General features: G+C 44.4%; 19 protein-coding genes and 3 pseudogenes. 12 read left to right on the top strand and 10 right to left on the bottom strand.

The genetic code is table 11. The features are described 5' to 3' along the window. The first annotated feature begins 50 nt into the window (after positions 1 to 50). Positions 51 to 1,097: an AmmeMemoRadiSam system radical SAM enzyme gene (gene amrS / locus ACSAZL_RS12820; protein WP_440945034.1), complete on the top strand. Its 1,047-nt coding sequence runs from the start codon at positions 51 to 53 to the stop codon at positions 1,095 to 1,097. A 505-nt stretch (positions 1,098 to 1,602) separates the two neighbouring features. Here amrS and ACSAZL_RS12815 read toward each other — a convergent pair. The 4 genes from ACSAZL_RS12815 to tatC (ACSAZL_RS12800) form a co-directional block, all read right to left on the bottom strand. Then, positions 1,603 to 2,124 carry a Nudix hydrolase gene (locus tag ACSAZL_RS12815; RefSeq protein ID WP_440945033.1) on the bottom strand — a complete coding sequence of 174 codons (522 nt, stop codon included), beginning with the start codon at positions 2,122 to 2,124 and terminating at the stop codon, positions 1,603 to 1,605. A gap of 128 nt (positions 2,125 to 2,252) precedes the next feature. Beyond that, on the bottom strand, positions 2,253 to 2,567 hold the full coding sequence (locus ACSAZL_RS12810; protein WP_440945032.1) for a twin-arginine translocase TatA/TatE family subunit: 315 nt from the start codon (positions 2,565 to 2,567) through the stop codon (positions 2,253 to 2,255). Between the two features lie 341 nt (positions 2,568 to 2,908). Continuing rightward, a complete protein-coding gene (locus ACSAZL_RS12805; protein WP_440945031.1) occupies positions 2,909 to 3,259 on the bottom strand; it encodes a Sec-independent protein translocase subunit TatA/TatB in 351 nt (116 codons plus the stop codon). Between the two features lie 141 nt (positions 3,260 to 3,400). Next, entirely contained in the window at positions 3,401 to 4,183 is a 783-nt protein-coding gene (gene tatC, locus ACSAZL_RS12800; RefSeq protein ID WP_440945030.1) for a twin-arginine translocase subunit TatC, read from the bottom strand. Positions 4,184 to 4,538: 355 nt separating this feature from the next. Between tatC (ACSAZL_RS12800) and ACSAZL_RS12795 the strand changes: the two genes are divergently transcribed. The 7 genes from ACSAZL_RS12795 (at position 4,539) to ACSAZL_RS12765 (ending at position 17,966) form a co-directional block, all read left to right on the top strand. Further along, positions 4,539 to 4,661 carry a hypothetical protein gene (locus ACSAZL_RS12795; RefSeq protein ID WP_440945029.1) on the top strand — a complete coding sequence of 41 codons (123 nt, stop codon included), beginning with the start codon at positions 4,539 to 4,541 and terminating at the stop codon, positions 4,659 to 4,661. 47 nt (positions 4,662 to 4,708) lie between these two features. After that, complete coding sequence (gene tatC / locus ACSAZL_RS12790; protein WP_440945028.1) at positions 4,709 to 5,488, top strand: Sec-independent protein translocase TatC; 780 nt, start codon at positions 4,709 to 4,711, stop codon at positions 5,486 to 5,488. Between the two features lie 506 nt (positions 5,489 to 5,994). After that, positions 5,995 to 6,876, top strand: coding sequence for a DMT family transporter (locus ACSAZL_RS12785; protein ID WP_440945027.1), 882 nt, complete (start codon positions 5,995 to 5,997; stop codon positions 6,874 to 6,876). A gap of 1,298 nt (positions 6,877 to 8,174) precedes the next feature. Then, entirely contained in the window at positions 8,175 to 14,075 is a 5,901-nt protein-coding gene (locus tag ACSAZL_RS12780) for a DUF3320 domain-containing protein (protein WP_440945026.1), read from the top strand. Positions 14,076 to 14,364: 289 nt separating this feature from the next. Then, on the top strand, positions 14,365 to 15,339 hold the full coding sequence (locus ACSAZL_RS12775; protein ID WP_440945025.1) for a DMT family transporter: 975 nt from the start codon (positions 14,365 to 14,367) through the stop codon (positions 15,337 to 15,339). Positions 15,340 to 15,421: 82 nt separating this feature from the next. Then, complete coding sequence (locus ACSAZL_RS12770) at positions 15,422 to 16,288, top strand: HNH endonuclease (RefSeq protein WP_440945024.1); 867 nt, start codon at positions 15,422 to 15,424, stop codon at positions 16,286 to 16,288. 1,006 nt (positions 16,289 to 17,294) lie between these two features. Then, on the top strand, positions 17,295 to 17,966 hold the full coding sequence (locus tag ACSAZL_RS12765; RefSeq protein ID WP_440945023.1) for a tetratricopeptide repeat protein: 672 nt from the start codon (positions 17,295 to 17,297) through the stop codon (positions 17,964 to 17,966). Here the strand turns inward: ACSAZL_RS12765 and ACSAZL_RS12760 are convergent. From ACSAZL_RS12760 to ACSAZL_RS12750, 3 genes and pseudogenes are all read right to left on the bottom strand, one after another. After that, positions 17,951 to 18,271, bottom strand: a pseudogene (locus ACSAZL_RS12760) (transposase); the annotation flags it as partial. The gene ACSAZL_RS12765 and the pseudogene ACSAZL_RS12760 sit on opposite strands and share 16 nt — an antisense overlap. A gap of 22 nt (positions 18,272 to 18,293) precedes the next feature. Continuing rightward, positions 18,294 to 19,100, bottom strand: coding sequence for an IS5 family transposase (locus ACSAZL_RS12755; protein ID WP_440945022.1), 807 nt, complete (start codon positions 19,098 to 19,100; stop codon positions 18,294 to 18,296). Between the two features lie 49 nt (positions 19,101 to 19,149). Further along, positions 19,150 to 19,849 (bottom strand): annotated as a pseudogene (locus ACSAZL_RS12750) (IS630 family transposase); the annotation flags it as partial. A gap of 226 nt (positions 19,850 to 20,075) precedes the next feature. Here ACSAZL_RS12750 and ACSAZL_RS12745 point away from each other — a divergent pair. Continuing rightward, positions 20,076 to 20,219: pseudogene (locus ACSAZL_RS12745) on the top strand (tetratricopeptide repeat protein); the annotation flags it as partial. Between the two features lie 12 nt (positions 20,220 to 20,231). Beyond that, positions 20,232 to 20,417, top strand: coding sequence for a tetratricopeptide repeat protein (locus ACSAZL_RS12740; RefSeq protein ID WP_440945021.1), 186 nt, complete (start codon positions 20,232 to 20,234; stop codon positions 20,415 to 20,417). Positions 20,418 to 20,688: 271 nt separating this feature from the next. On the opposite strand, the gene ACSAZL_RS12735 is transcribed toward ACSAZL_RS12740, so the two are convergent. The 3 genes from ACSAZL_RS12735 to ACSAZL_RS12725 form a co-directional block, all read right to left on the bottom strand. Next, on the bottom strand, positions 20,689 to 21,240 hold the full coding sequence (locus ACSAZL_RS12735) for a pyruvoyl-dependent arginine decarboxylase (RefSeq protein ID WP_440945020.1): 552 nt from the start codon (positions 21,238 to 21,240) through the stop codon (positions 20,689 to 20,691). A 199-nt stretch (positions 21,241 to 21,439) separates the two neighbouring features. Then, entirely contained in the window at positions 21,440 to 23,491 is a 2,052-nt protein-coding gene (locus ACSAZL_RS12730) for a hydantoinase/oxoprolinase N-terminal domain-containing protein (protein WP_440945019.1), read from the bottom strand. A 559-nt stretch (positions 23,492 to 24,050) separates the two neighbouring features. Beyond that, complete coding sequence (locus tag ACSAZL_RS12725; protein ID WP_440945018.1) at positions 24,051 to 25,973, bottom strand: hydantoinase/oxoprolinase N-terminal domain-containing protein; 1,923 nt, start codon at positions 25,971 to 25,973, stop codon at positions 24,051 to 24,053. A 406-nt stretch (positions 25,974 to 26,379) separates the two neighbouring features. Between ACSAZL_RS12725 and ACSAZL_RS12720 the strand changes: the two genes are divergently transcribed. Together ACSAZL_RS12720 and ACSAZL_RS12715 are read left to right on the top strand one after the other, a co-directional pair. Further along, a complete protein-coding gene (locus tag ACSAZL_RS12720) occupies positions 26,380 to 26,568 on the top strand; it encodes a hypothetical protein (RefSeq protein ID WP_440945017.1) in 189 nt (62 codons plus the stop codon). Next, positions 26,565 to 26,846 (top strand): type II toxin-antitoxin system RelE family toxin, encoded by a 282-nt coding sequence (locus ACSAZL_RS12715; RefSeq protein WP_440945016.1) that lies wholly within the window; start codon positions 26,565 to 26,567, stop codon positions 26,844 to 26,846. Before ACSAZL_RS12720 ends, ACSAZL_RS12715 begins: the two co-directional genes overlap by 4 nt. Positions 26,847 to 26,929: the final 83 nt, after the last annotated feature.

The following is a 26,929-nucleotide window of genomic DNA, read 5'->3' as shown; positions in this document are numbered from 1 at the left end:
CCGACAGTAACGTTATTACCCAAAAAAACAATCACTCTATGGGGATTGCTGTGATTCGCAAAGCCATGTTCTATGAGAAACTCGAAGCTGACAAGGTACATTGCGGGCTCTGCGCCCACAGGTGTAAAATAGCCCCGGGAAAGAGGGGATTTTGCGGAGTCAGGGAAAACCGTGGAGGTGATCTTTATTCTCTTATTTACGGGACAGTTTCCAGCGAAGCTGTGGACCCTATCGAGAAAAAGCCACTCTACCATTTCTATCCCGGATCTTATGTCTACTCTGTGGGGACTATCGGGTGCAACTTCCGGTGCAAGCACTGCCAGAACTGGTCGATTTCCCAGGTCTGCCTTGAAGACTCTTACACAACGGATATTCTTCCGGACGAGCTGGTGGAAAGGGCGCTTTTCTCAGGCTCGAGGTCCATTGCCTGGACATACAATGAGCCCACGATCTGGCACGAGTATACGTACGAAAGTGCAAAACTGGCAAAAGAAGCCGGGCTTGCCACAGTATATGTGACCAACGGTTACATAACTCCTGAAGCCCTCAGGCATATTGCACCCTATCTGGATGCTGCCAATATCGATATCAAGGCCTTCACTGAAAAGTTTTACCATGACGTTGCCAGCGCAAAGCTGGGTCCGGTACTAGAGGCTTCTGCCCTTGCAAAAGAGCTCGGGATTCATGTGGAGATCACCAATCTCATAATCCCGAACCAGAATGACTCCCCTGATGAGCTCCGGGAACTTTCGAAGTGGGCCTACAAAAACCTCGGGCCTGACACTCCCCTCCACTTTACACGCTTCCACCCCCAGTACCAGATGCAGGACCTCTACCCAACTCCGGTAAAAACCATGGAGGAAGCCTGTAAAATCGCGACTGAAGAAGGGATGAAGTACGTCTACATGGGCAATGTTCCGGGAAGCGACCGCAATAATACCTTCTGTCCCAACTGCGGCAAAATATTGATCACCCGGGGATTTTTCGATATAGAAAAGTACGAAATCACACCTGAAAAGACATGTCCGGTTTGCGGGGAGAATATTCCTATCGTCGGAGGGTATGTGAAACGGGAGTTTAATGAACCGGAAGACTGAAGGTGGTCCCCGATTAACTGGTGGGTGTATTCCGGAATTCCGGAAATTTTTTTCATTTTTTTCTCTCCCTGCGCAGCGAGAGGCCTGGGCGGGCCGCCATCCGGGTAAAAAGTAACTTACAAGAGGCACCGCAATTAAGAGAGTTATATACTGAAGAAACACCCCTCCGGGCTGAGAGAATATTGTGCCCTTAACTTTGGAAGCTGATTTTCAATTCAGGCAAACATTAGCGCCTCCGCCGGCCTTTCTGGCGGCCCTGTAAAATTAGCAGAAAAACAAGGTTTGAAAGAGAACTTAGACCGAAATTTCATCCTATTTGAGCTGCCGAAGTAGTTCCGGCTCACAAGTACCCTCGGCAGTAGTTTTTACTTTCCTCTTTCTGTATTTCTGTTTGTGGGAAAGGCCGCTCTCCTTCGTCGAGCGTGACAAGAAAGGTTTGTATAGCGAATAAGGTTGTACGGGTCAGAAATATTGTTATCTTAGTCCTTTTTAGTTCTCTTAAATGTCAGAAAAGATATTTTTCGCACCCTTCTTCAAAGATTTTTATTATCCCTGCCCTCAGGGAAGGCGTATAGTTGCCAGGCTCGATTTTAACAGCCCTGTACAGTTCTTCGATTTCCACCCACTCAACGGAAACAGCTTCTTCGGGATCAAACCGGATAAGGCTGGCAGTTTCTTCCGAGCATCTGCCTGAAAATACCGTATGGTAAGCTCCTTTGTTTTCCAGGATGCAGGGAATTTTGAACAATTTCCTGAAGGGGACTGAGATTCCTATTTCTTCGAGCATCTCCCTCGCAATACAGGTTTCATAGGACTCGTCTGCGACAGTGCCGCTTACGGAATAGGTATAGCGGTTGGGATACCAGTATTTTCCGGGAGCCCGCTTCTGGAGAAGCATTCTGTTTTCCGGGTCAAGGAGGATTAGTTGGGAAGCCCTGTGGATGTGATTTCCCGAATAAAATTCCTCCCTCGGGCGCAGGCCGAGAAAATTATCATCTCTGTCAACTTCACTGATCAACTCTGTCACAGGAAACCTCCGGGTTAGCTCTGGATCTTTAACACGGGTATGCATTTCGGGACAACAAAAAATGAAATTCAAAAAATAAAATTAAATGAAACAATATGAAAAATGAAAATCTAGCTTTTCAGACGCTTTCAGGGCTCAGAGACTTCTTTTGGTTTCTCTGCGACTTTCTGGATCTCTTCAAGCAACTGGTCATCGGTCTTGCCTTTTATTTCAATCCCGAGTTTTACAGCGGTCTCCTGTACCTTGGTCTTTGGAGCTATGGGTTCCTTTAAGGATTTCTCAAAATCCTTCAGGTTTTGTTCGGATTCCTTCTGGGCTTTTTTGAATTCTCCTACCGAACTTCCCATGGACCGTGCAAGTTCCGGGAGTTTACTTGCCCCAAACAGGAGCATAACTATTATGAATATAAGAATCAGTTCCTGGGGACCTAACCCGCCAAACATGTCTATACCTCGAATTTTCACTTTTTCTGGTGTTTCAGGCTTATCAGCAAATTATACTACTTTTAGTAGAACAAAAATTATTCTGATAAACTACTGTTTAGTAGAGAATGAGGATTTACTTCTACTATATAAACCTTTTATTTTCTATTTATTATTTGTCCGCTTTTTATTTATTTCTCTTTATGTTGACTTATTACTTCTTACAGAGGCTTTAAGACTTTTGGAATTATAAAAACTTATACTTCTTTTACTTTTATTCAGTAACTGAAGCCTTGAATTCGTGAAGCCTTGAATTCGTGAAGCTTTGGACTCATGAATTTTTAAACTCATGTACTGTAAGCTTAGTTTCCCGGGATTTTTTCACCTGCCTCAATAGCCTCGGGATTTTCGTCCTCTGGAATGGATGATCTGGCTTCCAGTGAATTTTTAAAGCTCTGGCCTGCCGTGGGTTTAGTTTTCAGCTCTTCAGTTTCTTTTCCCTTTTCTTCCTCTCTTGCACTGGCAACAGCTCCAGACCCGTTTTTGCGGGTATAGGAATCGAAAGTCGTAAGATCCAGTTCAGCAGCTCTCTGTGCTTTCTTGAACTCTCCTACCGCACCCCCGAGAGATCGTGCAAGTTCGGGCAGCTTTTTGGGTCCGAAGAGAAAAAGCGCAACGATCAGGACTACACTTAATTCTACGGAACTTATCATTGTCGGCTATTATCAGCAATCAAATATAAAAGTTCTTGTAACAGGGAAAGGAGATAGATTTTTTCCCTGACCTGTCTCCCAGCTATTGTATAATGTCTGCTTTTTTGATTGGGGAGACGAATTTAGAGTTCTAAACTCCCTTTAAAACAGCCTTACCAGTAGCAGACTGAACTCAAAGAGGACTGCAAGCAGAAGCGCGACCAGGAGCTGAGCAATGAAAGTCGGGTCCGGGGAAAGGAACAGTGAAAGCGTTACAATTGCGCTGTAGACAAGTAACCGCTGTTTTTTGAGGGTCTGGTACTTTACAAGCCCCATTTTCACGGCAAATACCACCAGAAGGGGTGCCTGGAACACGACTCCGAAGCCTGCAAGGATTGTTGTTACTGCTGAGAGAGTATTCTGAACAGACAGCTGGGCTGAAGCCACATCCCCTGAATAGAAGATCACGTACCTGAACATCACAGGCAAAACAATGAAGTAACCCAGGGCGGCGCCCAGGATAAAGAGGAGGAATGAGGCAGGGACAACTTTCAGGAAAAAGCGTTTTTCATGCGGATAAAGCCCTTTGCCTGCAAACCTGTAGAGTTGATAGAAGAACTGCGGGATTGAGACTGCAAGGGCAAAGACCAGACAGAGCTTAAGACGGGCAAAGATCCACTCAAGCGGCGAATAGACTGCCATATCCAGTTCCGGGCTTATGAACTCTTTCCAGACAAGCAGCATCCCTTTTTCCGAGAAGGGATATGCAACCAACATAGCCAGAAAGAGCCAGACCAGAACTACGGCAAGCCGGTTCCTGAGCTCATACAGGTGAGCCATAAGGGGTTCTTCAACGTCCCCAGGAACCCCAGAAGAATAGACGTTAGTGTTTCCAATTTTGTTTCCGGTATCCTGGAACTGGTTTCCGATATTATGTGGGTTCATGGTTTTTTCTGGATTTCTGGATTTATCTGATATTCTACTGATGTTCTACTGATTTTTGATCTATTTCTCTGTCTTATACTGCATTTAAATAAATATATTAATATCGGAACTTTCAATTACATTAACATCTCAAGTTTTCAGGTCTCGACAATATCTCGAATACTCCGGATGTAAATGGTATCTCAATATTCCAGATGCTCTGGATGCTGGATGCTCTGGATATTGAGGCCGTGATGCTCTAAAACTATAGATTCATGATATATATTTACCGCCTTTAATATTTACAGTATGTATTCATATCAACAGTATCGGCTTCCGTGTTTAGGCTCTATGATTGGGATTGAAGATACAAAGTTTGAAATATGATGCTTTGATTGCAGGTTTGTATTTGTTATTATTTTGTATAACAAAAAATGTTGTTGAAAAAACAAAAAATATTGTTGAAAAAATAGAACAATCAGTTCCTGATGGTTGGTAGCCCCTGAAAGGTAACCAGTTCCTTTATTTGCCGGATAGGTACTTCATATGTCTGAAGCAATTGAAAACTTAAGTGTAATCCTGCTGACCCTGCGCAGGAAATTGGCCGTGGTTGCTGCGGTCCTTGTTGCAGGAGTTGCTCTTTCTTTTCAGTTTACGGGTCCGCTGATTGAGAGGATGAAAGAGGACCTCTTACCTGAGGGTGCAAAGCTTGTCTATGTGTCCCCTCTTGAAGTAATGATGCTGAAGCTCAAGCTCTCATTTATTATTGGTATCCTCTTAGCCCTGCCTTTGATTGCATTCTATGCCTACCGGGCTCTATCGAGGCGTTTTTCTTTCAAAAACCCAATAAAAATCGGGAAGAGCCATTTTTTGCTCCTGGGCGTTGCTGCTCTTGTAATGTTTGTTCTCGGGGCTTCTTATGCTTATTTCTTAATGCTTCCCCTCTTTCTGGAATACCTCTACCTGAGCGCAGCAGATTCCGGGGTAACTGCAACCTATTCGATTTTCAAGTTCATCTCGTTTGCAGCTGCAGGTACAGCTCTTTTTGGTTTAATCTTTGAGCTTCCGATAGTCCTTACTTTCCTGACCCGGAGTGGATTTATCCAGTACAGAACCCTTGTGACCTACCGCAAGCACATTTATGTTGTCTTTTTCTTCATAGGCGCTGTAATAACTCCCCCTGACGTGTTCAGCCAGGTCATGGTTGCAGTGCCGATGATCATCTTTTTTGAAATCAGCATGGTTGTTGTGCGGGTGCTTGGTGTGAAACATAAGGTGTCTCAGCCTGACCCTTCATCCGTGTCCAGAGCTTCCGAAAGAAGCTAAGCAGTGGACAGGAAAAACAAAAAGAAACGTGAAGATAGAAAGAAGCATCAGAAAGAAGCATCAGAAAAAACATCAGAAAAAAGCATCAGAAAAAACATCAGAAAAAAGCATCAGGAAAATAAGTAGACTGAAATAAAGTAGGCTGAAATGAAGTAGATTGGAAGAGGAGCAGACTGGGATGAAGTAGGCAAGAAAAGAAGTAAACAACGAAAGATAAACAGCAAAAGAAGTAGAAGTCTAGCCATCATAGTGTTGTGCCGGAAAGAGGTGTGGGATCGAAGAGGATAGGCGCGCCTGGGGGGTGATGTGATGATAACTGAGAAAGTAACCCAGACGCGCCTCTACAAATCTGTTTCCACACCCGCCTATCCATAATTATTTTTGTTTTGACAGTATTTAACGTTGTCGAATCTATGTTCTGGAACCAGTTGTTTGTTTTTCCTGTGAGTGAAGCACTGGAAGCACTGGAAAGCCTTATTTAAACCAACCCCTTATTTGAGGAAGTCATGGAGCCCAGGTATATAAGAGCAAATGCTCAGGTTATTGCCGCATCCGTCATCTATGGGTTTGCAGGAATCTTCTTCCTGTACATAAAAAACATGGCTGCGGGACCTGTTGTTTTTTGCCAGCTCCTCCTCGGTTTTCTGGTTCTTGCAGCCTACCTCGCAGCTGCCGGAAAACTCTCAGGGGTCCGGCTTCGAGGAAAAAGAAAAGCCATGTTGCTGCTCGGGGCCTGGCAAGCCGGAGTGATGCTTTCCTACTACACGGCTGTGAACTTTACAAACGTCTCGATGTCCGTGCTTTTGCTTTACACTGCTCCTCTTTATGTCCTGCTGATTGCTCCTGTAATTCTTAAAGAGAAAATCAGCACAAAAAACCTTGTTGCTCTCACCCTCTCTCTTATAGGGGTCGTGGTAGTCGTGGGTCCGGCAAACCTTGTTTCCGGCGCGGCAGGCTCGGACTATCTCTACGGCATACTGATGGGGCTTTTTTCAGGCTTTTTCTATGCCTGCATAATCATGACCTCCCGCTACCTCAGAGATGAATATTCAGGCCTGGAACAGCTTTTTCTCTCAACAGGCGTGACCCTTGTGATTCTCCTGCCTTTTATGCTGCAGGTGTCCTCCGCAGTCCTGCTTGATAACCTGCCTGTCCTGCTCTTCCTCGGGGTAATGATAACCTCCCTTGGCTCCATTCTCTATTTTACAGGGCTTGAGCATGTAAAAGCCCAGAACGCAAGTATAATCTCCCTGCTTGAGCCCGTTAGTGCCATCTTTTTTGCCTACCTTATCTTAAACGACCCTGTTTCCAGGGCCACCCTGTTCGGATGTGTCCTTATTCTTGCAAGCTCTCTCCTTATGGGCCTGGAAAGTGAAAGCAAAACATGAAGTAAAGTTCTCCTGAAAGGACTGCTCCCCGATTTTCACTTTCCGATTTTCGCTTCCCGTGTTTTGCTTCGGGATCACAGGAAATCGGAGATTTTCCGGGAGTTTCACTGTAAGTGCAACAGCATGAGGTCCTTTTCGCTCCGCTTCTTCGCTCAAGAGGACTACTTGATAGGTTTTAGCAGCTATCCGTGCTCGACTAATTTATGGATGAATAACGTTAATTTCCTCTTTGCTCAAACGGGCTAAAATTACAGTTCTTCTTTGTTTTTATGACCTTATTTACTGTACTGTGTAGATCCTGTCCCGGCAGAGTTGCGGCTCTGCAGTGCGCTGTCCTTTTCGCTGTGCTCAAGAGGACTAATTTAACAGTTATCAGTTGTTCGACGCAGGAAAGCGGCTTTCTCAATAAAACAAAAAAGCGTTTTTCGAGGTTGGGGAGGGATTTCTCAATCTGGAGAGAATATTTTCTCAGTCATATTTTGATTCTAAACAGCAGCAGTGGTTAGTTTGTTATTTTTTCATTAATGGCTGGCGGGTCGCTTAACCCCGTGCAGCAAGTATAACCTCCTGAAGGTTCTGTCTTTGGATTCGGGATGTATAGAACCTATTAATTGGGAACTACCAACAAATTCTAATATCAAGTAAATAATTTCAGATGTATTCCCGTATGCATACATGTATTTTTCAAAGAGGTAATATACAACCACTTACACAATCCTTTCTTAAAAAAGGTAAAGCCTGAAAGTAAATATAGAATAAACTTTGTAAATTCAGGGACAAAAGAAGTTTGCCAAACAATATCAAAAGATATGTTGGAAACTATTTCAAAAGATATTTTGAAAATTACTTGCAAACTATTTTGTAGAATCGGTTTGAAGTTTAATTAAGGAACCAAACTCGAAATAAGGTTTTTCCGGTACAACATTCAGCAAATCAACAGTAAATCAACAGTAAATCAACAGTAAATCAACAGTAAATCAACAGTAAATTAACAGTAAATCAACAGTAAATCAACAGTAAATTAACAGTAAATCGCAGTAAAATGTCAGTAAAACATCTGGTAAAACATTTTATACTCTTGCACCAATATTCTACAGTTGTCTATTTATGGAATCAAATTATTTCAGAACATCGTGGGACTTTCAGAGGAGTTCGTTCTCCTTTCAGCAGAATTCATTCCCGGTTTGGAGTTTTGTTTTTCCGGCAAGACATCAACAAAATTTATTAACAATCATCCTGTATTCTTATCTGTATCTTAAATATATTTTATCGATTATTTGAAAAGGGCCTGGTATTTTATGGTAGACATAGTAAAGGAACTGGAATCATTAAGACAAAATTTGCTTGATCTATCCCTTCGAAATAACCTTCTCAATTACCGCCCTTCCCCGAGACGGACAATCTCAATTACGGGCAGAACCCCGGAGGAGGTCTATGACCTTTTTGTTCTTCAGGAAAAATCAATGAAGTTCCGGGCATCAAAGACCAGGCCCAAAAGGGGAAGAAAAAGTGAAAACGGGGAGGAAGGGGAAGACGAAGCTGCAGAAAATGAAAGCAGGCTTCTGAAAACCATAGGAAGAATCCTTGCTTCGGAAGAGAGAACTAAACCCCAGCACTCCCGTTTCGAACCGTTCCTTGACACTTCGGATGACAGCGAGACCCTTGATAGGAAACTTTTTTACGTCTACAATCAGGCAAATTCTATTTTTGAAGAACAGGGTTATCCCGTCCTCTATCTTGCAATGGGTTTTCTCCAGTGGAGTGAGATTAAATCTTCAGTAAAGAACCCGAGGGCTCCCCTTGTCCTGGTCCCGGTAGAACTCAAGAGAATGGGAAAAGGCAGAAATTTCAGCATCCAGTGGACCGGAGACGAGATTTTTACCTCCATTACCCTGCAGGCAAAGATGAAAGAGTTCGGGATAGAGATTTCCGAGTTTGAAATGCCTGAGGACGCTTCCGGGATTCAGGAATATTTCAGGACCGTGCTCGGGGCAATCCGTGAAAAAACGGAATGGAAGATCATTCCGGAAGTCTGCCTTGATCTCTTCAACTTCAGGAAATTTGTCATGTACAAGGATCTGGACCCTGCAACCTGGCCTGAAGACATGTCCCCTGCCGAGCATCCCCTGGTCCAGAAGGTCTTCAACCCCGAAGAGCCTGAGTGCGAGGTTCAGGGCTTCCGGGAAGAAGAAGTCGACCTGAAGCTTTCGACAAAAGATACCTATCATATAATGGATGCAGACTCCTCGCAGATTGCGGTCGTTGAGGATGTAAAAGCCGGAAAAGACCTTGTTGTGGAAGGACCTCCGGGTACGGGAAAGTCCCAGACCATTGCAAACACGATTGCAGAACTGCTTGCCCAGGGCAAAAGCGTACTCTTTGTGAGTGAAAAGATGGCTGCCCTGCAGGTTGTGAAGAGCAGGCTTGATAATGCTGGGCTGGGGGAGCTCTGCCTCGAGGTGCACAGTCACCAGACCCGGAAAAAAGCCGTGCTTGAAGAACTGGAAAAAGCCCTCAATCGGCCTGCTCCACCTGCTATCAGTGCTGAGAGGGATCTTAATGAGCTTGAAAAACTTAAACAGGAACTCAACGGGTATGCAGAAACCCTCCGGGAACCTGCAGGAAAGATCTACCCGAGCCTCTATGCCCTTTATGGGGTAAGGGAAAAGAGCCGGATTTACTTTGAATCGAAAGGCATGAAAATGCCTCATTTTAAGTTTCAGGACCCTGATACCTGGGAACCCCAAACCTGGATGGAAGCCGAGTCTATTCTGGAAAAAATGGGGCAGGTGCTTCCTGCCCTGGGACCTGTCAGGAAGAACCCCTGGTACGGCTGCGAGCCAGGGCTTGTACTGCCTTCGGACCTGGGGGATATCGGGGCTGTTGCGGATGAATGTGCTTTTGCTTTTGAAAACCTTGAAAAGGCAACAAAATCTCTCAATGATCTCTCTGCAACCGCAAAGCCCCAGACACTTAAAGATATTTCTGGCATAACCGAAGCTGCAAAAATTATAGGGAAATCAAAACCCCTGCCTGAAAAAATGCTCCAGAACCCTGCCTGGGACTCCGAGACTTCAAGCTCCGAAGCCGAAGCCCTGGTCTCAAAAGTCAGGCAGTACAGGGAATTGAAAACCTTTGTAGACAAAACTTTCCACCCTGCGGTTTTTGACCTTGATACCTCGGAGTTTAAAGATGTCTCAGGTAGGCTGTTCAGCGTTTTAAACTCAAGGTACCGGAAACTGAAGAAGGAGATTTCAGCCTGCTATCTCTCGGGAACCCCTTCAAAAGACAGCAAAATTCTGCTCGATCTTGCCTGCGTTTCCGAATTAAAAGCCCATAAGCTAGAGCTTGAGGATGCTGAGTTACCCGGCAAAAAGTTCTTCGGGGACTACTGGAAGGGCTTTGAAAGCGACCCTGCCCTGCTGGAAGAACACTGCAGGTGGCTGGTCCCCTTCCGCAGGCTTATCAGGGAAGGGACCCTTACTGACAGATCCGTACGGCTTGTAGGAAACGGGATTGATGCAGTCTCCGTTGAAGCTGCCATAAACGAAGTCCTGGAAGCAAAACAGGCTTTTCTTTCCTCCCTGGAAAAATTCGGACCCCTTATAGGGGCAGATTTCGGGAAAATGTTCGGAAATGATCTGGAAGTCGTAAAGCTCAGCCAGTTGAAGTCTCGTATAACCAGATGGAAAGATGATACTTCTTCCCTCGTATTCTGGAGCCAGTACCTGGGATACCGGAAGGCCAGTCTTGAAACACTTGCTTCTCCCATGATGGATGACATTGAAGCCGGGAAAATAGAGCCAGAGGATATGATCCCGGCTTTTGAAGGCAATTATGCCGAAAGTATGTTACACCGAGCTTTCAGGGAAAGGCCGGAACTCTCTGCTTTTATTCGGGAACTCCATGAAGGCAAGATCAGCAAATTTACCGAGCTTGACAAGAAAGTCCTGCTAGAGAACAGGAAGAGGATTGTCTGTTCTGCTTATGAGGAAACCCCAAAATTGACCTCCGGAGCCTCAAGAGCTTCCGAAGCCGGAATTTTGCTCAACGAATTCAACCGCAAACGCGGACACATGCCCATACGTACCCTTATGAAAAAGGCAGGCAGCCTTGTACAGAAAATAAAGCCCTGCTTCCTGATGAGCCCGCTTTCCATTGCCCAGTACCTTGACCCGCGGAGCACAAGATTTGATGTGATTATCTTTGACGAGGCAAGTCAGGTCAGGCCCGAAGATGCTGTAGGCGCCCTCCTGCGCGGAAAGCAGGTAGTGGTAATGGGAGACTCAAAACAGCTTCCTCCAACCGACTTCTTCGATACGGTTGTCGATTCCCCCGAAAGCGAGCCTGACGACTATACCTCCGCAGGGGATATGGAAAGCATCCTGAACGTCTGTAAGCGCAGCTTCCCGGTAAAGACCCTGCGCTGGCACTACAGGAGCAGGCATGAGTCCCTGATTGCGATTTCAAACCAGGAGTTTTATGACAACCGCCTTTACGTTTATCCCTCCCCCATGCAGAAGGATGAAAGCCTGGGGCTGAAGTTCGTTCACCTCCCTGATGCGGCTTACGACAGGGGTAAGAGCGGAGTCAACAGGATAGAGGCAAGAGCTGTTGCCAGGGCAGTTTTCGAGCATTTCCAGAAGTACCCCGGAAAAAGCCTCGGGGTCGGTACTTTTAATATTAAACAGCAGGAAGCTATCCAGGAAGAGGTCGAGGTCCTCCAGAAAGCAAACCCGAGTGTTGACCTCAATTCCGGAAACGATAGAGGAGAACATTTCTTCGTCAAGAACCTCGAAACCATTCAGGGTGACGAAAGGGATGTCATTCTCCTGAGTGTTGGCTATGGCTTTGATCACAATAGGAAACTTTCCCTTAACTTCGGGCCGCTTAACCGGGAGGGAGGAGAAAGGCGTCTGAATGTGCTTATCACAAGAGCAAGGGAAAAATGCGTGGTCTTTTCCAACTTTACTTCAAGAGACCTGTCCATTGATGAAAATACCTCTTTCGGGCTTAAAGCCCTCAAAGTCTTCCTTGAGTTTGCCGAAAGCGGCACTCTTCCTACCCCTTCGTGCGGGAGGCAAGAACTTGAATCTCCTTTTGAAGAAGCAGTCGCCGAGTTCCTGACTGAAAACGGGTGTGAGGTGCACAGGCAGATCGGATGTGCCGGCTACAGGCTTGATCTTGCAGTCCCTGACCCCCTCCATCCGGGCAGGTATGTGCTCGGGATCGAATGCGATGGGGCAAGCTACCACTCTTCTCCGGTTTCAAGGGACCGCGACCGCCTGCGTCAGCAGATTCTCGAAGGGCTGGGCTGGAAAATCTACAGGGTCTGGTCTACGGACTGGTATCTCCATCCAAAAGAGTGCAGAGAAAAACTGCTTGAGACCGTGAATGCAGCTGTCAGGCAGGCAAAATTGCAGGCAAAATCCGAACCCAAGCCCGAAGTTGTGATAATAAACGAACCTTCGGCCTGGGCAAAATCCGCCAAATCCTATGAGATAGCCCTAACTGCTGAGGCAAATCCCGTTCCTGCTGCAAGCCTGCTCTCCCCTATGGAAGGCGGGACCTTTAAAGAGCCTGAATTAAAAACCTTTGAAACGGCATCCTCTGCAAGAGCTCCCCGTAAAGTGGAGTTCCTTTCGGAAAATTCCTCTGAAAAAGGTTTACTGTTCGAAAACACTCCTAAAGATAATCCTGAAAGGAAATCTTCCGCGCCGATTTTCTCTGACGCGGAATATGAAGAGAAAATAAAAAAAGTAGCTGAAGAAATAACTGACGAAGGGGAACCGGAATCCGAAAATAAACTGGGCGATGAACTGGAAGACGAACCGGAAGATGAACCGGAAGAAGAACCGGAAGATGAACCGGAAGATGAACCGGAAGATGAACCGGAAGATGAACCGGAAGATGAACCGGAGTATGAAGCCGAGGCTGAAGACTCCTTTACGGATGCTTTCTCCGCGTTGGGAGACGGTCTTTTCCCCCCTCAAAGCCCGGATTTTATTCCTGAAATGACTTCAAAAGCCCGGTCTCTGGCTACACTGGCTAACGAAAACTCCAGAAAGAGGCCTGTCAGAAGGTCAAGGAAATCAAACCTCCTCAAATTCAGTGTTGATCCGCGTTCTGATTTAGAACCGGATACGGATGAAGAAACCGATCTCATTCCCGAACCCGAGCCTGAGAAGGTAAACTTCTTCCAGGCTTATCCTGAAATCGATTTCAGCGCAGGTCCGGAAAAGAAGAGAAAAAGCAGAAAAATTAATGAGTTTGCTTACATCTATGGCTCAGGCGGCTTCTTTGAACCTGAAGACCCTGATGAAGATGGTTATCCTGACCTGGAAAGGGATTCCGAACCTGAAGTTGAGCGTGAAATCGAACGTGAATTTGAGTCGGAACCCGTTATTGAGCCTGAAGTAGAGGCTGAAGTTGAACTTGAGTTTAAATCCGAAATTAAACCTGACATCAAATCCGACATCAAATCCGAAATTAAATCTGAAACCATTTCCGTCGTTGACCCCGAAGAAAAAGCCGAATCCGATCTCAGCTCAGGGCTTGAGAATGAAGATTTCGAAAGTATCGAAGTTCCTGCTCCTGAGACTATGAAATCCGAAGCTGAAAAATTGTCCGGGAAAGGTAATTCTCTTGAGGCTCTTGTGCCTTCCTACAAAATCTGCCCCTCTTCAGGCCTTCCGGAGTCAGCAGACCTTTCCGAAATTTCCGATGAGCAGCTCGAGGAAGCCATTGTAACAATTGTGGAATTCGAAGGGCCTGTTCACGCAGAGGAAATAATCCAGAGGATAAAGTCCCATACTGGAATTCCCCGCATGTTAGGCAAAATCAAGCATAGAATCTCGGACTCCCTGGCAGCGGCCGAAAGTTCGGGAAAAATCCTGGCAAGAGGAGAATTCTACTGGCCGCTTTCGGAACCTGCAGATCTCCTGCGCAGGCGGGATGCTGACGCATATGCAAAGATCGAATGGATCTGCGATGAGGAGATAAAAGAGGCCGTCCGTTTTGTCCTTAACAACCAGTATTCAACCCCTCTGGAAGACCTGATCATCCAGACTTCAAGGGTTCTGGGCATCAAAACAACCCGTAAAAATACCTGGGACAGAATAGAGAAACTTATTCTATCAGATATAGAAAGTAACGAACTTACCCGCACTCCCAACGAAATGATTTATTTTGTAGAGTAAAGTGTGGAAAGGATTAATTTATTCAGTCTGTTATAAATATTCTTTTCTTTTTAATTTTGCTTATTTTCCTTCTCGGTTTAAGCTCATTTTTGTTCGATTTTAGTTCGTAGTTTATTTAATTAAACTCTTTTCCTGTAACTTTTGTTCCTCGCTTTGGTTATATTTTTGTTTGCGTACCCTCTTCTAATTTTCTCCAATCTCTTCTTAACTATTCAACTTTTAATAATTTGTCATAGTTAATTATTTTCAAATAGTTATATATTCTGGTTCCTATATCTCTCTTGCACTTATGCCCCTGACAGTTAAAGAAAATAACACATCATTTACCACAGTCATTACGTCCTGCATCCTCTTCGGGATGATAGGCATATTTGTAAAAGGAATAAGAGATATGGAAGCTGGTTCTATCCTCTTTTACCGGCTGTTTTTCGGATTTGCAATCATTTTTGGCTATCTTGTCGTATCCGGGGGGATCAAAAAAATTGAACTGAAGCAGAAGAAATTCTATATGCTTTTGCTTGGAGTTCTTAACACAATAACGATGTTTACGTACTTTACCTCAATCAAATATTCTGGCATTCCTGTAGCTGTGCTTCTCCTGTACACAGCCCCGATTTATGTCACCCTGCTCTCTCCTTTGCTCCTCAAAGAGCACGTAACACTTCGGGATATGCTTGCACTTATCCTGTCGATCTCGGGTATACTGCTTGCTGTCAATCCTTCAAACATTTACGGGAGCCAGGGCTCCGAAAATGGGAACTATATCACAGGAGTCTTTTTTGGGCTGCTTTCCGGGCTTTCTTACGGATGTTCGATCATGACCATGAACTACCTGAAAGGCACTTATTCGGCTGTCGAGCAGATGTACTGGTCAACAGCAGTCAGCCTCGTCCTGCTCTTGCCTTTCGGGACTACGGTATCCTTCCCGGTCCTGCTGGAAAACCTGAAGCTGTTAATACCTTTAGGGGTTATAGCTACGGCTCTTGCTTCCCTTTTATACCTGAGGGGAGTAGCACGGATGAAGGCACAGACCGCAGCTGTACTCTCCCTGCTTGAACCGGTGAGCAGCATCTTTTTCTGCTGCCTGCTCCTTGGAGAGCCCGTGCAGCCAAACACTATCGAGGGCTGCATCTTCATCCTTGCAGGTGCCGCACTAATCGGGTATACTGCCCCCATCAGGCCAGGAGCTTCAGAAAAATACTTCCGGGATATGTGGGCAAGGTTCTTTCAGCCTTACATGCCCCTGAGGCCGGGGAAGCTCTGACTGTCTTTCCCTTTGTTCTTTTTAAAACAGTTTGTGTGAGCGCGTCAGAAGCTCTTTAATCAAAAAATTTAACGTTTCTAAAGTGATTGTTTCTAAAGTGATTGTATCTTCATTTGGTTTATTTTTCAAATTTAAAGGTGAGTTACTGATGGAACAGCGATACTTGAGGTATTCTGATGGTCGATATGAAGCAGACATTGATATCACTGTGGAAGAATGGAAATCAACGCTCCAAAACCCAAATATTTTTTACAAAGAAGCTTTAGATATGATTTTGAAATGGTATAAAGAAATTGACCATCAAGCAACATCAAAAGCAATAATGGCAAAGTATTCTCCTGAGTTGAAAGGCACTCCATATAACGGAATCGTTATTGGTCTAACTAATCGAATTCTAAAATATCTAAATCGATTTGAAGTAATCGGTACTGAAGGCAATAAATCAAAATTCATTGTACCGTTTGAAGGATGGCATCAAGACTACAACCCGTCTAGACATTTTGTTTGGAAATTGAGGGATGAGTTAGTCCAGGCATTAGAAGAGCTTGGTATGGTAAATGATCAACCATTTCCATCTGAAGAAGATGAGCTTACAAGTTCCATTGTAGAAAGCACACAGGAAGGTAAAAAGATTTTATGTTATACTACTCGATATGAACGAAACGCGCAAAATAGACGTAACGCTATTACAATACATGGAACTGTATGCCAGGGATGCAGTTTTGATTTTGAAAAGACATATGGTGAAATCGGGAGAGATTATATCGAAGTTCATCACGTAAAACCACTCTGCGAAGGAGAAGGTTCTGTTCAAATAAATGCTGAAACAGATTTAATATGCGTTTGTGCGAATTGCCATCGTATGATTCACAGAAGGAAAGATTCAGTCCTTTCTCTAAAAGAATTGCAAGAATTACTGTTAGCAAACAAAAATTGGTCTTGTCCGTGAGTTATTGATAAATCTGAAAAAACCAAGCACACTACCTATGTTTGAGTAAAAACGTGGGGAGGGTCTTATGCTTGCGATTTTCAATGACTTACCCCCACGACCCAAAAATTGAATGCTTTTTTTCACTTGCAGGTTGAACATATCTCATCTGCAACGCAAAAAAGGAACAAACGAATTCATATCTTGACAGTGGGGACCTTATTAAAATTCACAAATAAATATAAGCGCCTCCGCCAGCTTGTCTGGCGGCCCTTCACAAAAAGGAAAAAGAAGCAGAAATTAAAGAGAAATAAGACCAAAATTTCTGCCTTTTGACCTACTGTTCTCTTTTTCACTCACCAGCATCTCAGAAGCTGTTACTTGCTGGCATGTTGTTTTTATTCATATTTAGTTCTCTTTTTTGTCATCTTGAGAAAGACCGCTTTCCTGCGTCGAGCGGGACAAAGACGACTCAATATAGAGAGTACGGTTGTAAGGCTCAGATAGATCCATTATTTAGTCCGCTTGAGCACAGCTCCTGATTTTTACCTGTAAATTAGCCTGCTTGAGCGAAGCTCTTAGTCTAATCATAACAGTAGTCTGCTTGAGCGGAGCGAAACAGACAGCGTACTGTTGCGATTACATCGCAACTCCCAGAAAATCTTCGATTTACTGCGATCCCGAGGCGCAATTCGGGCAGCGAAACAGACCTCGTTTTCCCAAAGCGAAATTTGGGTGGCTCAACTCTGCCAGGACAGGAACGACCCGATATGGCAGATAAAGTTGTATGGGTCAGAATCCAGGAGTTTGAGTCAGACATTGTTTTATCAAAAATATCAACCATGTAAAGTGGACGACCTGATTTTTAGGAGATAAGAAAAATATACCCATTTCAGGAGAACTTTTTCAAAATTCTTTCCGTGAGTCCGAGTTATATAATAAAATATTTATCGGCTGAAAACAGTGAATAAATAAGGAGGAAGCTGAGGCTTTTTCTCAGGGAATCGTTTTGAGGGAATTGATTTTTATGGACCTGGACATGATCAATAAACTTATTTTTGGTGTTGTGGAGTTAGTCAGGGAAAATGAGGACGAAACAGGCGCAGGAATTGAATTTGCAATCCAGTTTTCAAGAAAAAACGGAATTTCTCCTGACTTTCTCCTGAATATCGCAAAGATATGCGACTCAAAGGAGATGTTCAGGGAAGAATACGTGTTTATGAAAGCCTGTGCTCTCATGGGAGAAGGGGAACAGCAGATCGAGGCTTATTTCCTTTCAGGAGTTCTTGCTTATTTCATGGGGAGGAAGGAAACCGCTCTTCGGGAATTCGACGAAGCCCTGAAGCTTGATCCGGGACACGTCAACTCCCTCTGCAACCAGGGAATTGTCCTTGCCGAGCTTGGGAGGAAAGTTGAAGCAGAAAGCCGGTACAGGCAGGCTCTTGAACTTGAGCCGGGGCATATCAGCACTCACTGCAACTACGGAAACCTCTTTTTTGAGCTTGGGAAACTGCTGGAAGCTGAACGCGAATTCAGGGCAGTGCTTGAACTGGATCCCGAGAATGCAAACAACCGCTGCAACTATGCCAACCTCCTTGTCGAACTTGGGCGGAAAGAGGAGGCTGAAGAACATTTCAGACTGGTGCTTGAACAGGTTCCAGAGCACGTGTCAGCCAACTATAGTCACCATTTTAAATAATGCGACATTTTGTGTGTAAATTTGTGTTTCTCCCAAAATTCATCCAGTTCTTTTCTTAATACGTTAATATTTTTGAATGATTTTATTGACGTTAACTCTTCTCTTGTCGTTTTCCAACAATATTCTGTTGGATTCCTATCTGGAGTAGCTGGAGGAAAAAACAGAATTTGCAGCCACTGTTTATTATTTTGATAAAATTCCTTTGCCTTTGCTGATCTATGCCATGTAGCTTTGTCTAGTATGAGAAATATCTTTACCCCTATCTCTCTCTTAAAATCGATTAATGACTTTAAGTAAGAGCGTGTCTTAAAATTATTCTCCTTCTCTTTAATTCTTGATATTAGCGATTCTTTTAATCATTATTCTGATCATAGCCGCATATATCAATGCTTGACTTGATTCTGTTAATCCTTCGTAGTCTTTACTTAACCTTCGATATCTACCTAGCCATCCAAACGTCCGCTCTACTATCCATCTATGTGGAAGTACTTGAAATTCTTTGATATTATCTCTACGCTTAACTATTTCTAGTACCCATCCACATGTTATCTTGACCCACTCAATCAGTTTACCTGAATAACCAGCGTCAGCCCAAATAAGCTGTAATCGAGGGAATGCTCCATTAACTTGTTCCAGAACAAGTCTAGCACCATCTCGATCCTGGATATCTGCTGTATGAACCACAACCATCAACAGTAACCCTATTGTATCTACCAGAATGTGACGCTTTCTCCCTTTCACTTTCTTGCCAGCATCATACCCACGGACTCCTGGAGTTTCTGTGGTTTTAACAGATTGGCTATCTAAAATTGCAGCACTTGGCTCTGGTTCTCTACCATATGCAATTCTCAGTTCTATTCTCAGAACAGTATTGATATGTTCCCAAATTCCATAAATACGCCAAAGACGAAAGTAATGGTAAACAGTTTTCCAGGGTGGAAATTCGTGAGGTAGCATTCGCCAAGCACAACCAGAACGTAACAAATAGAAGATAGCATTCAATATTTCTCGATAAGAATGAACACGTTTTCTACCTCGATTTGTTTTGAGATCAGGAAAATAAGGATTAATTATTTTCCATTCTCTGTTGGATAAATCACTGGGATAAGGAAGCCTTATAGATCGTTTTGACATCGAAGAAAAACCAAGAGAAAAGGATTATTTAATTTTAAGACAGCCTCTAAGAGTCTGTATTCTGTGTAACTCCTAAATCATACCCATAAAACTCTTCGTTTTCAGTGTAGAACCCTCCAATATTGACTTTGGCTTTTGAACCACTTGTAAACTTAATAGGCTTCGAACCTTTGATAGCCCAACATTTTGATCTGTTTGAATCCACACAAAAACTGCTCTCATCTTGAGTTACGAATAAGTGGTTAGGATTTAGGAATCTTTTTTTGAACTTCGGCTAGAAATTCGTTTGTGAGAGTCTCATTTCGCCTTTTTGATTGAGGTCGACATGTTATTTTGCTAAACCCTAAATTTTTAATGATTTGTCTCATTCTTGATTTTGAATAAGATATGTTGAATTTCTCTCTGACAAATTGAACTGCATCCTTTGTTTGCCAACCACGATAATAACCGTCATCTGTTGGTATTGGCTCGGATAATGCTTTTTTTAGCTCAGATACTTGTTCTGCCGTTAAAAAAGACTTTACTCCTCGACCGGGTTTACATTTAAGGCTAGACAAACCTTCTTTTTCAGCTCTCTTTATCCAACGATGTACTGTTGAACGATGGACTGAAAACTCTTCGGCAATTTTAGCGGGACTTAAACCATTTTTAACCAATAATAACGCTTGAAGTCTAATCTGCTCAGTTTTATTGCAGGAGCGATATATAGCAGTAGAAATATCAGAAGTGGTAAACATCTCCAAGCTCATAGGTAACTAATATATTGATATTAGTATAATAATGTTGCATTAAATGTAGAGGTAACTATATAATTATGCCAATTTTCTTAAGGAGGAAGGAAAGGTTGAGGAAGCTGAAGTTCATTATAAAGAGGTTTTGAAAGTAAGCCATGGCCACATAAGTGCTCTTTGCAACTACGGCAACCTGCTCTCGGAATCCGGCCGGACTGAGGAAGCGGCAATGCATTAAAGGCTTATCCTCAGGCTGAAACCCGGAGATGCGGATACCAGGGCTAACTACGGGCAGCTACTTTTTGAGCTTGGGCGGTATCACGAAGCTGAAATCCAGTATAAAAAGACTCTTGAAATAGACCCGTGCCACGTCCCTACGCTCTGCAACTACGGCAATCTGTTGAAACGGCTGGGGATGTTCAGGCAGGCTGAAGCCATGTACCGTGAAGCCCTGGAACTGGATCCCGAAAACATTAACATCCGTTACAATTACAGCCTGTTCCTCTTCAAGCTCGAGCGCTTTAATGAAGCAAAGGAACAATATATTAAAGCCATGTCCTCAGATTCTTCACTGATTCTCTTTTAATCCCGGACCTTCCGTGAATTTTCTTTTTGAACTCTTTCTTTGAATTATTTTTTTTGGATTATTTTTGAATCTGATCGGCCAGTATCCATCCGTATCTGGTCACTTGAGTGTAGAAAAATCCCTGAGCCCCCGGCTGAGGAGAAGTTGACTCAATGGAAGGTTACACTTTGACTCAATAGAAGGTTATACTATTTGTGGGTAGCAAAAAAATGAGAAAAGGAAAAAAACCGCTGTGAAAGCAGGGAGTAGGTGGATAAGGGGGTTTAGCCCCTCAACATTTACTCGTAACAAAGACCATGGCAGCAACAACTGTGGTCCACTTTCCGTTCTTGTCGCCTGCTGCGGTCTGGCATATATGGAATGTGTCAAAAATGTGTCCGCTTGCCTTATACACCTGTTCGCGCTCATGCCAGGCCATTTCAGCATTGAATTCGATCCCGAGGGTTGTTGCGAGCATTGTTGCGGCCAGGTCTTCGGCATATTCCCCGGCAATTATTTCTTCTTCTCCAAAAGAGTGGTGTTCGGAAATATAGCCGTAGTTATCCTCGTTCACAGGTACAGCAGTTCCTATGGCTGACGCCATCAGGCGGTGAGGCTCGTTAGTGTCGTTTCTTGCGAGAACGCAGTGGACAATGGCGCCCGGCCTCAATTCGGAGAGGCCTTCTTCTCTAGGTACGAGTTTGCAGTTAGGAGGCAGAATGCTTGATACACTCACAAGGTTGTATTTCTCTATTTTTGCATCCCTCAGTGCAAGTTCAAAGGATGCTAATCTGTCCTTATGGACCCCGGTACCTTTTGTTAGAAATGCTTTTCTTGGGATCATGTTAACTCCTTTAATGTTTGTAATTGATACGTCTGCTGTGCTATTTTTCCATTATTTGGGCAACCAATACACACATAGATCATTTACAATAATTTAAAACTTTTCTACAGTATCGAGTGGACTTTTCGAACAAACTCTGAGCTGCTTATCAGTATTTCATGTTCCAAATGTACAGGAGAGTTATGAACTTTATCCTTTTTCACTCCCAATTTTCAGCTATGGAAGTCTCGCCTGAAGGGTTGCAGTTAAGGGGTTGCGTCTGTTCGCCGTTTTCCTCAAAACTTTTAGAAAGTTTTTTATGCCCGGAAACAGCTTTCTCGTATACGTCCGAGTTTGAGATCCCTTCGAAGATGAACCTGGTCTCAAGGGGAATATCGCCCGTATGAACCTTTATATCCTTTTTTTCCACATTGATCGTAACCTGGTCCGGAGAAAGCCCTGATTCGGACATGTAGTTAAGGATGAGCTCTCTTCCGAAAGCCTCTGCGAACTCGAGCGCTTCGCTCCGGACTATAAAGTGCCGCCTCCCTGTGGGAGTGTAAACAAAGACTCCTTTTGTCTTCAGGTCATACTTTGATTCACTGTAAATTGTGCGGACCGTGATTTCGACACGTTTTGTCCCTTTTCCCACAAGGGCTCCCACCGCATTTCCTACCTCGGAGTATTCCGGGACAAGTATTTCGGCATCGATCAGTTTTTTCAGGTCATCCACATAAGCTCTGACCGGTCCTCCCAGAAGGACTACAGGAATATCTACCTTAAAGCGGGAGAAAAAGCTGCCTTCAAGCATTTTCTCTATTTCGTTTCTGTCAACTCCTTCCATAAGGAAGGCAAGGAGGTCTTTTGCCATGTTCCGGGCAAAAAGCCGCTTTACGTTTAAACAGAATTCCTTCCTGTCGGTCCCGATGAAGTTTGCAAGCAATGTAGCCCCTATTTCCGAGGCTTCGGAATCCCACTCATTGTATTCTCCCAGGACATGCAGGGCGTCGGTTGGGGTAAAGCCGATAACCTGGACAAGCCGTCTCTGGATCAGGGAGTCCATTACTTTTTTTGAGGGAAGGACATTTCTATCCCAGTAGATATCTTTGAGGGAGAGCGGTTCATTCCCTATATGGGAAAGGAGTTCCTCTTCTTCTTTGTTCAGGTTTAAAGCCCTGTGTTTTGTCCTCACGAAGAATTTTGTTGCCTGGATGTGCTCGTTCAATTTTAACCTATCCGGAATCCAGCGTTTTTTCAGGGTGCCCATGAACGAGGGGTAGAGGACAGCAGCCCTGCAGAGCGGAACGACCCGGCGGGGTCCGATGTTTGTCCTGCTGCCCTGGACCCAGATATGGCTGTCCCCGCCCATTGCCGAGGTTTCCATCCTGAGTGCCCTTACCTTTGTCTGCCAGCCCCCTACAACAGCTCCGTTTTCACTGAGGTAAGGCAGCCCTTTGTGGATAAGCGAGACATCCGTGCTTGTCCCCCCAACATCGATAACAGTACAGGTTTCATGGCCTGAGAGGTAAGATGCCCCAAGAAGGCTTGCAGCAGGGCCTGAAAAGACCGATTCTATGGGCTTTCTCATGGCTTCTTGCATGCTCACGACCGACCCGTCACAGCGAAGCATTGCAATTCTGGATTCAAGCCCCCTCCTTTCAATTTCGTTTACAACGGTCTTCAGGAAACTCTCTGCTACCGGCAGGAGCTGGGCATTCAGGTAAGCCGTAACTCCTCTTTCATAGGCTCCCAGAGCCTGGGCAAGTTCATGCCCGCAGACAACAGGAAGCCCGGTGAGTTCCTGGATCAGGGCTTTCACGCGCAGTTCGTGTTCAGGGTTGCGGACGCTGAAATATGAAGAGACTGCAAAAGCCGAAACCTTATCCTTCAGCCTCAATACAAAGCTTTCAACTGCGGAAAGGTCGAGGGCTTCGACCTCCTCTCCACGGCTGTCGTGTCCCCCCTGAACCATCATGCAGTTTTCAATCTCCGAATCCGCAGGGATTTCATAGTCTCCTACAAGAATGAGCCCTACAGGGTATCCTGTCTTTTCCAGGATAGTGTTGGTTGCAAGGGTTGTGGAAACCGAAACCATTGTCACAAGTTTCAGATTTTCCTGGTCAAGCCCGTCAATAGAATTCGTTATTCCTTCAAGAAGATCGGGATATGTTGTGAGTGCCTTATTCGAACATACTACTTTTCCATCCGAGTTCCTGATCAAAATGGAATCGGTATATGTCCCGCCGGCATCGATGCCCAGACTGTATGCCATTTTTTTAACTCCATATACATTTTTGATTTACGGATCACCCGTAAGGTGCCATTTGGTGATTCCGTTTATGCTTTCGTCTCTAAAATCATTCGTAAGCAATTCTCTTTCGTTTTTCTTTCGTTTTTCTTTCGTTTTTCTCTCATTTTTTCTTTCTTTTCCATCCCAGAAATTCCCAAGAACTTCCTGCTAAAACCGGAGGAAGAATCGTCTTAATTCCAGCCAGTCCCATGAGATCGATTTTCCATGAGATCGATTTTCTATGAGATCGATTTTCCATGAGATCGATTTTCTATGAGATCGATTTTCCATGAGATCGATTTTCCATGAAATCAATTTTCCATGAAGTCCATTTTTTAAAATCGGAGATCTGGAACTCTGGAGCGAACGGATTGTTAAAGAACAAATTCATGGCTTAAAAGTAAACCCTGAGCTTAAGAGCAATTTCAGTTCAAAGCTTCTATCCGGCTTACTTTTAATCTTTACTTTTGAATCTCTATAATCCGAATTGCAATATCTGCATTATTGAGGGAAAATATAAATGTTCCGGAGGTTCCGGAACTCAAACTTTCGGCATCCCGATTCCGACAAAAACGAGTTTTGATTCTATGGGTACCGAACCTGCCTCACTCAGGGAAATATCTTTTCTGCTTATCTCGATCTGGACCTGCCCCCTGTCAAGGCCAGCCCCGGTCATATATTCCATCACAAGCTGCCTTCCGAGGGCTTCTGCATGTGCCAGGGCTTCAGGATAGCTTCCGAAGGTTTCCCTGCCGCGGGGAGAAAAGAGAAGGACAAGTCTTTTCCTGTCTTTTGAATAGGTGCTTTTGATAAGGATTTCAATCCTTTTTATGCCTTTTCCTACAACAGCACCTACAGCATTTCCTACTTCCGAGTATCCGGGGACTATAATGTCAGCATCAAGAATCCTTTTTAGTTCTCCGGTATAGGCAACTACGGGGCCTCCGATCAGCACGACAGGGATTTTCATTCTGAACTGCGTGAACCTGTCCGAGAGAATAATTTTTTCAATTTCGGAGGAGGGAACGTCTTTTAAGACAAAGGACATCAGGTTTACCGCCATATTCTTTGCCACATCCCTTTTTATGCGCTTGCAGAGTTCAATGTAATCTGTCTGCGTATAGCGTTCTAGAAGTTTTGCCCCGGCAACCGAGGCTTCCACATCCCAGCCCCGGTATTCTCCGAGCACGTGAAGGGCGTCAGTAGGGGTAAAGCCAATTGCCTGGATAAGGCGTTTTCTGATCAGGGCATCGAGCAGTCCGGGAGATAGGGTTTTCTGGGTTTCCCAGAAGATATCATTGAGGGATGTTGGGGTATCTCCTATCCTGTCAAAGAGTTCCTGCTCGTAACTTCCGAGTTTCGATGCCTCGACCCCTGTCCTTATGAAGAACTTTGTGGGTTGCACGTTCTCTTCAAGGTGCATGGTTCCCGGGATCCTTCCCTTTCTCAGGGCTTCAAGAAAGCCGGGGTATTTGACAGCTGCAACGCAGAGCGGAATAACCCGGCGGGGCCCTATGTTGATTTTCATGTTCCTGACCCAGACGTGGCTGTCTCCTCCCATTGCCGAAGTCTCCATGCGGATAGCCTTGACCTTGGTCTGCCAGCCCCCGACCACAGCTCCTTCAGGGCAGAGTTCGGGAAGCCCGTTTTCAAGCATGGAAACATCCGTACTTGTCCCGCCCACATCTATGACTGCACAGGTGTCGAGTCCTGAAAGGTGTGAAGCTCCTACAAGGCTTGCAGCAGGGCCTGAAAAAATCGACTCAATAGGTTTTTCAAGGGCTTCGTCGATGCCCACCACGGACCCGTCGCATTTGAGCATGAGCAGTCTTGCGTCCATTTCCCTGCGTTTGATTTCTTCCCTGATCGAAAGGATAAACTGGCTTGCGATAGGGATGAGCTGGGCATTTAAGTAGGCTGTAACCCCTCTTTCATACGCTCCCAGGTCAAGGGAAAGCTCGTGCCCGCACACGACAGGAAGGCCCGTACGTTCCTGAATTCGGGTTTTGATTGCCAGCTCATGCACAGGGTTTCGGATGCTGAAGTATGAAGAGACTGCAAAAGCCGAGACCCTGTCTTTTACCTTCCTGACAAAAGCCTCAACTGCTTCCATATCAAGGGGAACCAGTTCAGCTCCGTGATGGTCGTGCCCTCCTTTTACCACGACATAACACTCAGCATGCATTTTTTCCTGGACTTCGTAGTCCCCGACAAGAATCAAACCTACAGGATAGCCATTTTTTTCAAGAATCGTGTTTGTAGCAAGAGTTGTCGAAACTGATACCATTTTTACGTCTTTTAAGTACTTTTCATCCAGCCCGTCAATGGAGTTTTTAATTCCTGCAAGAAGGTCCGGATAGGTCGTAAGTGCCTTGTTCGAGTCCATCACCTTGCCATCGGAATCCCGGATGATGATCGAATCGGTGTACGTCCCTCCTGCGTCAATTCCCATGCTGTACTGCATTTGAAGATCTCCTGTTTCTTTTTTTCGCGAATGGGGTTCATGAAATAGTTCATTAATTGAGCTCATGAAATAGTTCATTAATTGAGCTCATGAAATAGTTCATTAATTGAGCTCATGAAGCATTTCACGAGATTTAATTTGCCGAGTATGAATAATGCCCAAAATTATATAATAGTTGGTCGAAAAATAATGGCGTTCTTGGCTTTGGAAACTAATCCCGGAACTTTAACATAATCGCTTTCCAAATTTATGTTTCAATTCGGATTTCCCTTTCTTTAATGCCCAAGATTTATATAATTGGTCTTATTTTATCTATCCTTTAAGCATCTGTTCGGAAAAACCTTAAAAGGTACTTTGAGCCTGAATAATGCCTTAGAAGCACTTATAAACGGATGAGTTGATGGGTATGACATTTGCAGAAATTTTTTATCATCTAAAGGAACTTGAAAAAAGATTCAATGAAATCAAATATCCTTCCGAAGCTACTTTTCAGCCATCCTTTTCCTCTAAAATCCGAAAAGCAGAAAGGGACTGTTCAAAGTATAATTTGCCTGAGTTTGGAATCGAAGAATTTTTTGAAAAGGTAGAACAATGACATACAGAGTAACAGTTCACCCCTCAGTCCGCAAAAACCTGAAAAAACTGTACAGCTTCGACAGGCCGGCATATGATTATGTGAAGGCACGCCTCCGCCTCCTGGCTTACAGGCCTGAAATCGGTTACCCGCTCGAAGCTGAGTTCGAGGGAAAATGGAGGATTCATATAGGCCCCTTCGTGTTGATTTACACGTTTGATAAAACTGGTAATACCCTCACCTTTCTTACTTTTGAGCATTATACGCGGGCTTATGATATGGATACTGCTTATACCTGAACCGATACCGAGTCTGGAATGATCCGTTCGTTCTCTTTCCGGTTATAAATAATGACCAGGTAATGACCAGATTCGATGGTTTG

Source organism: Methanosarcina mangrovi, from assembly GCF_052057765.1.
GTDB lineage: Archaea > Halobacteriota > Methanosarcinia > Methanosarcinales > Methanosarcinaceae > Methanosarcina.
Note: the sequence above shows the minus strand (reverse complement) of the source record. Positions and strands in the feature narration are given on the sequence as shown.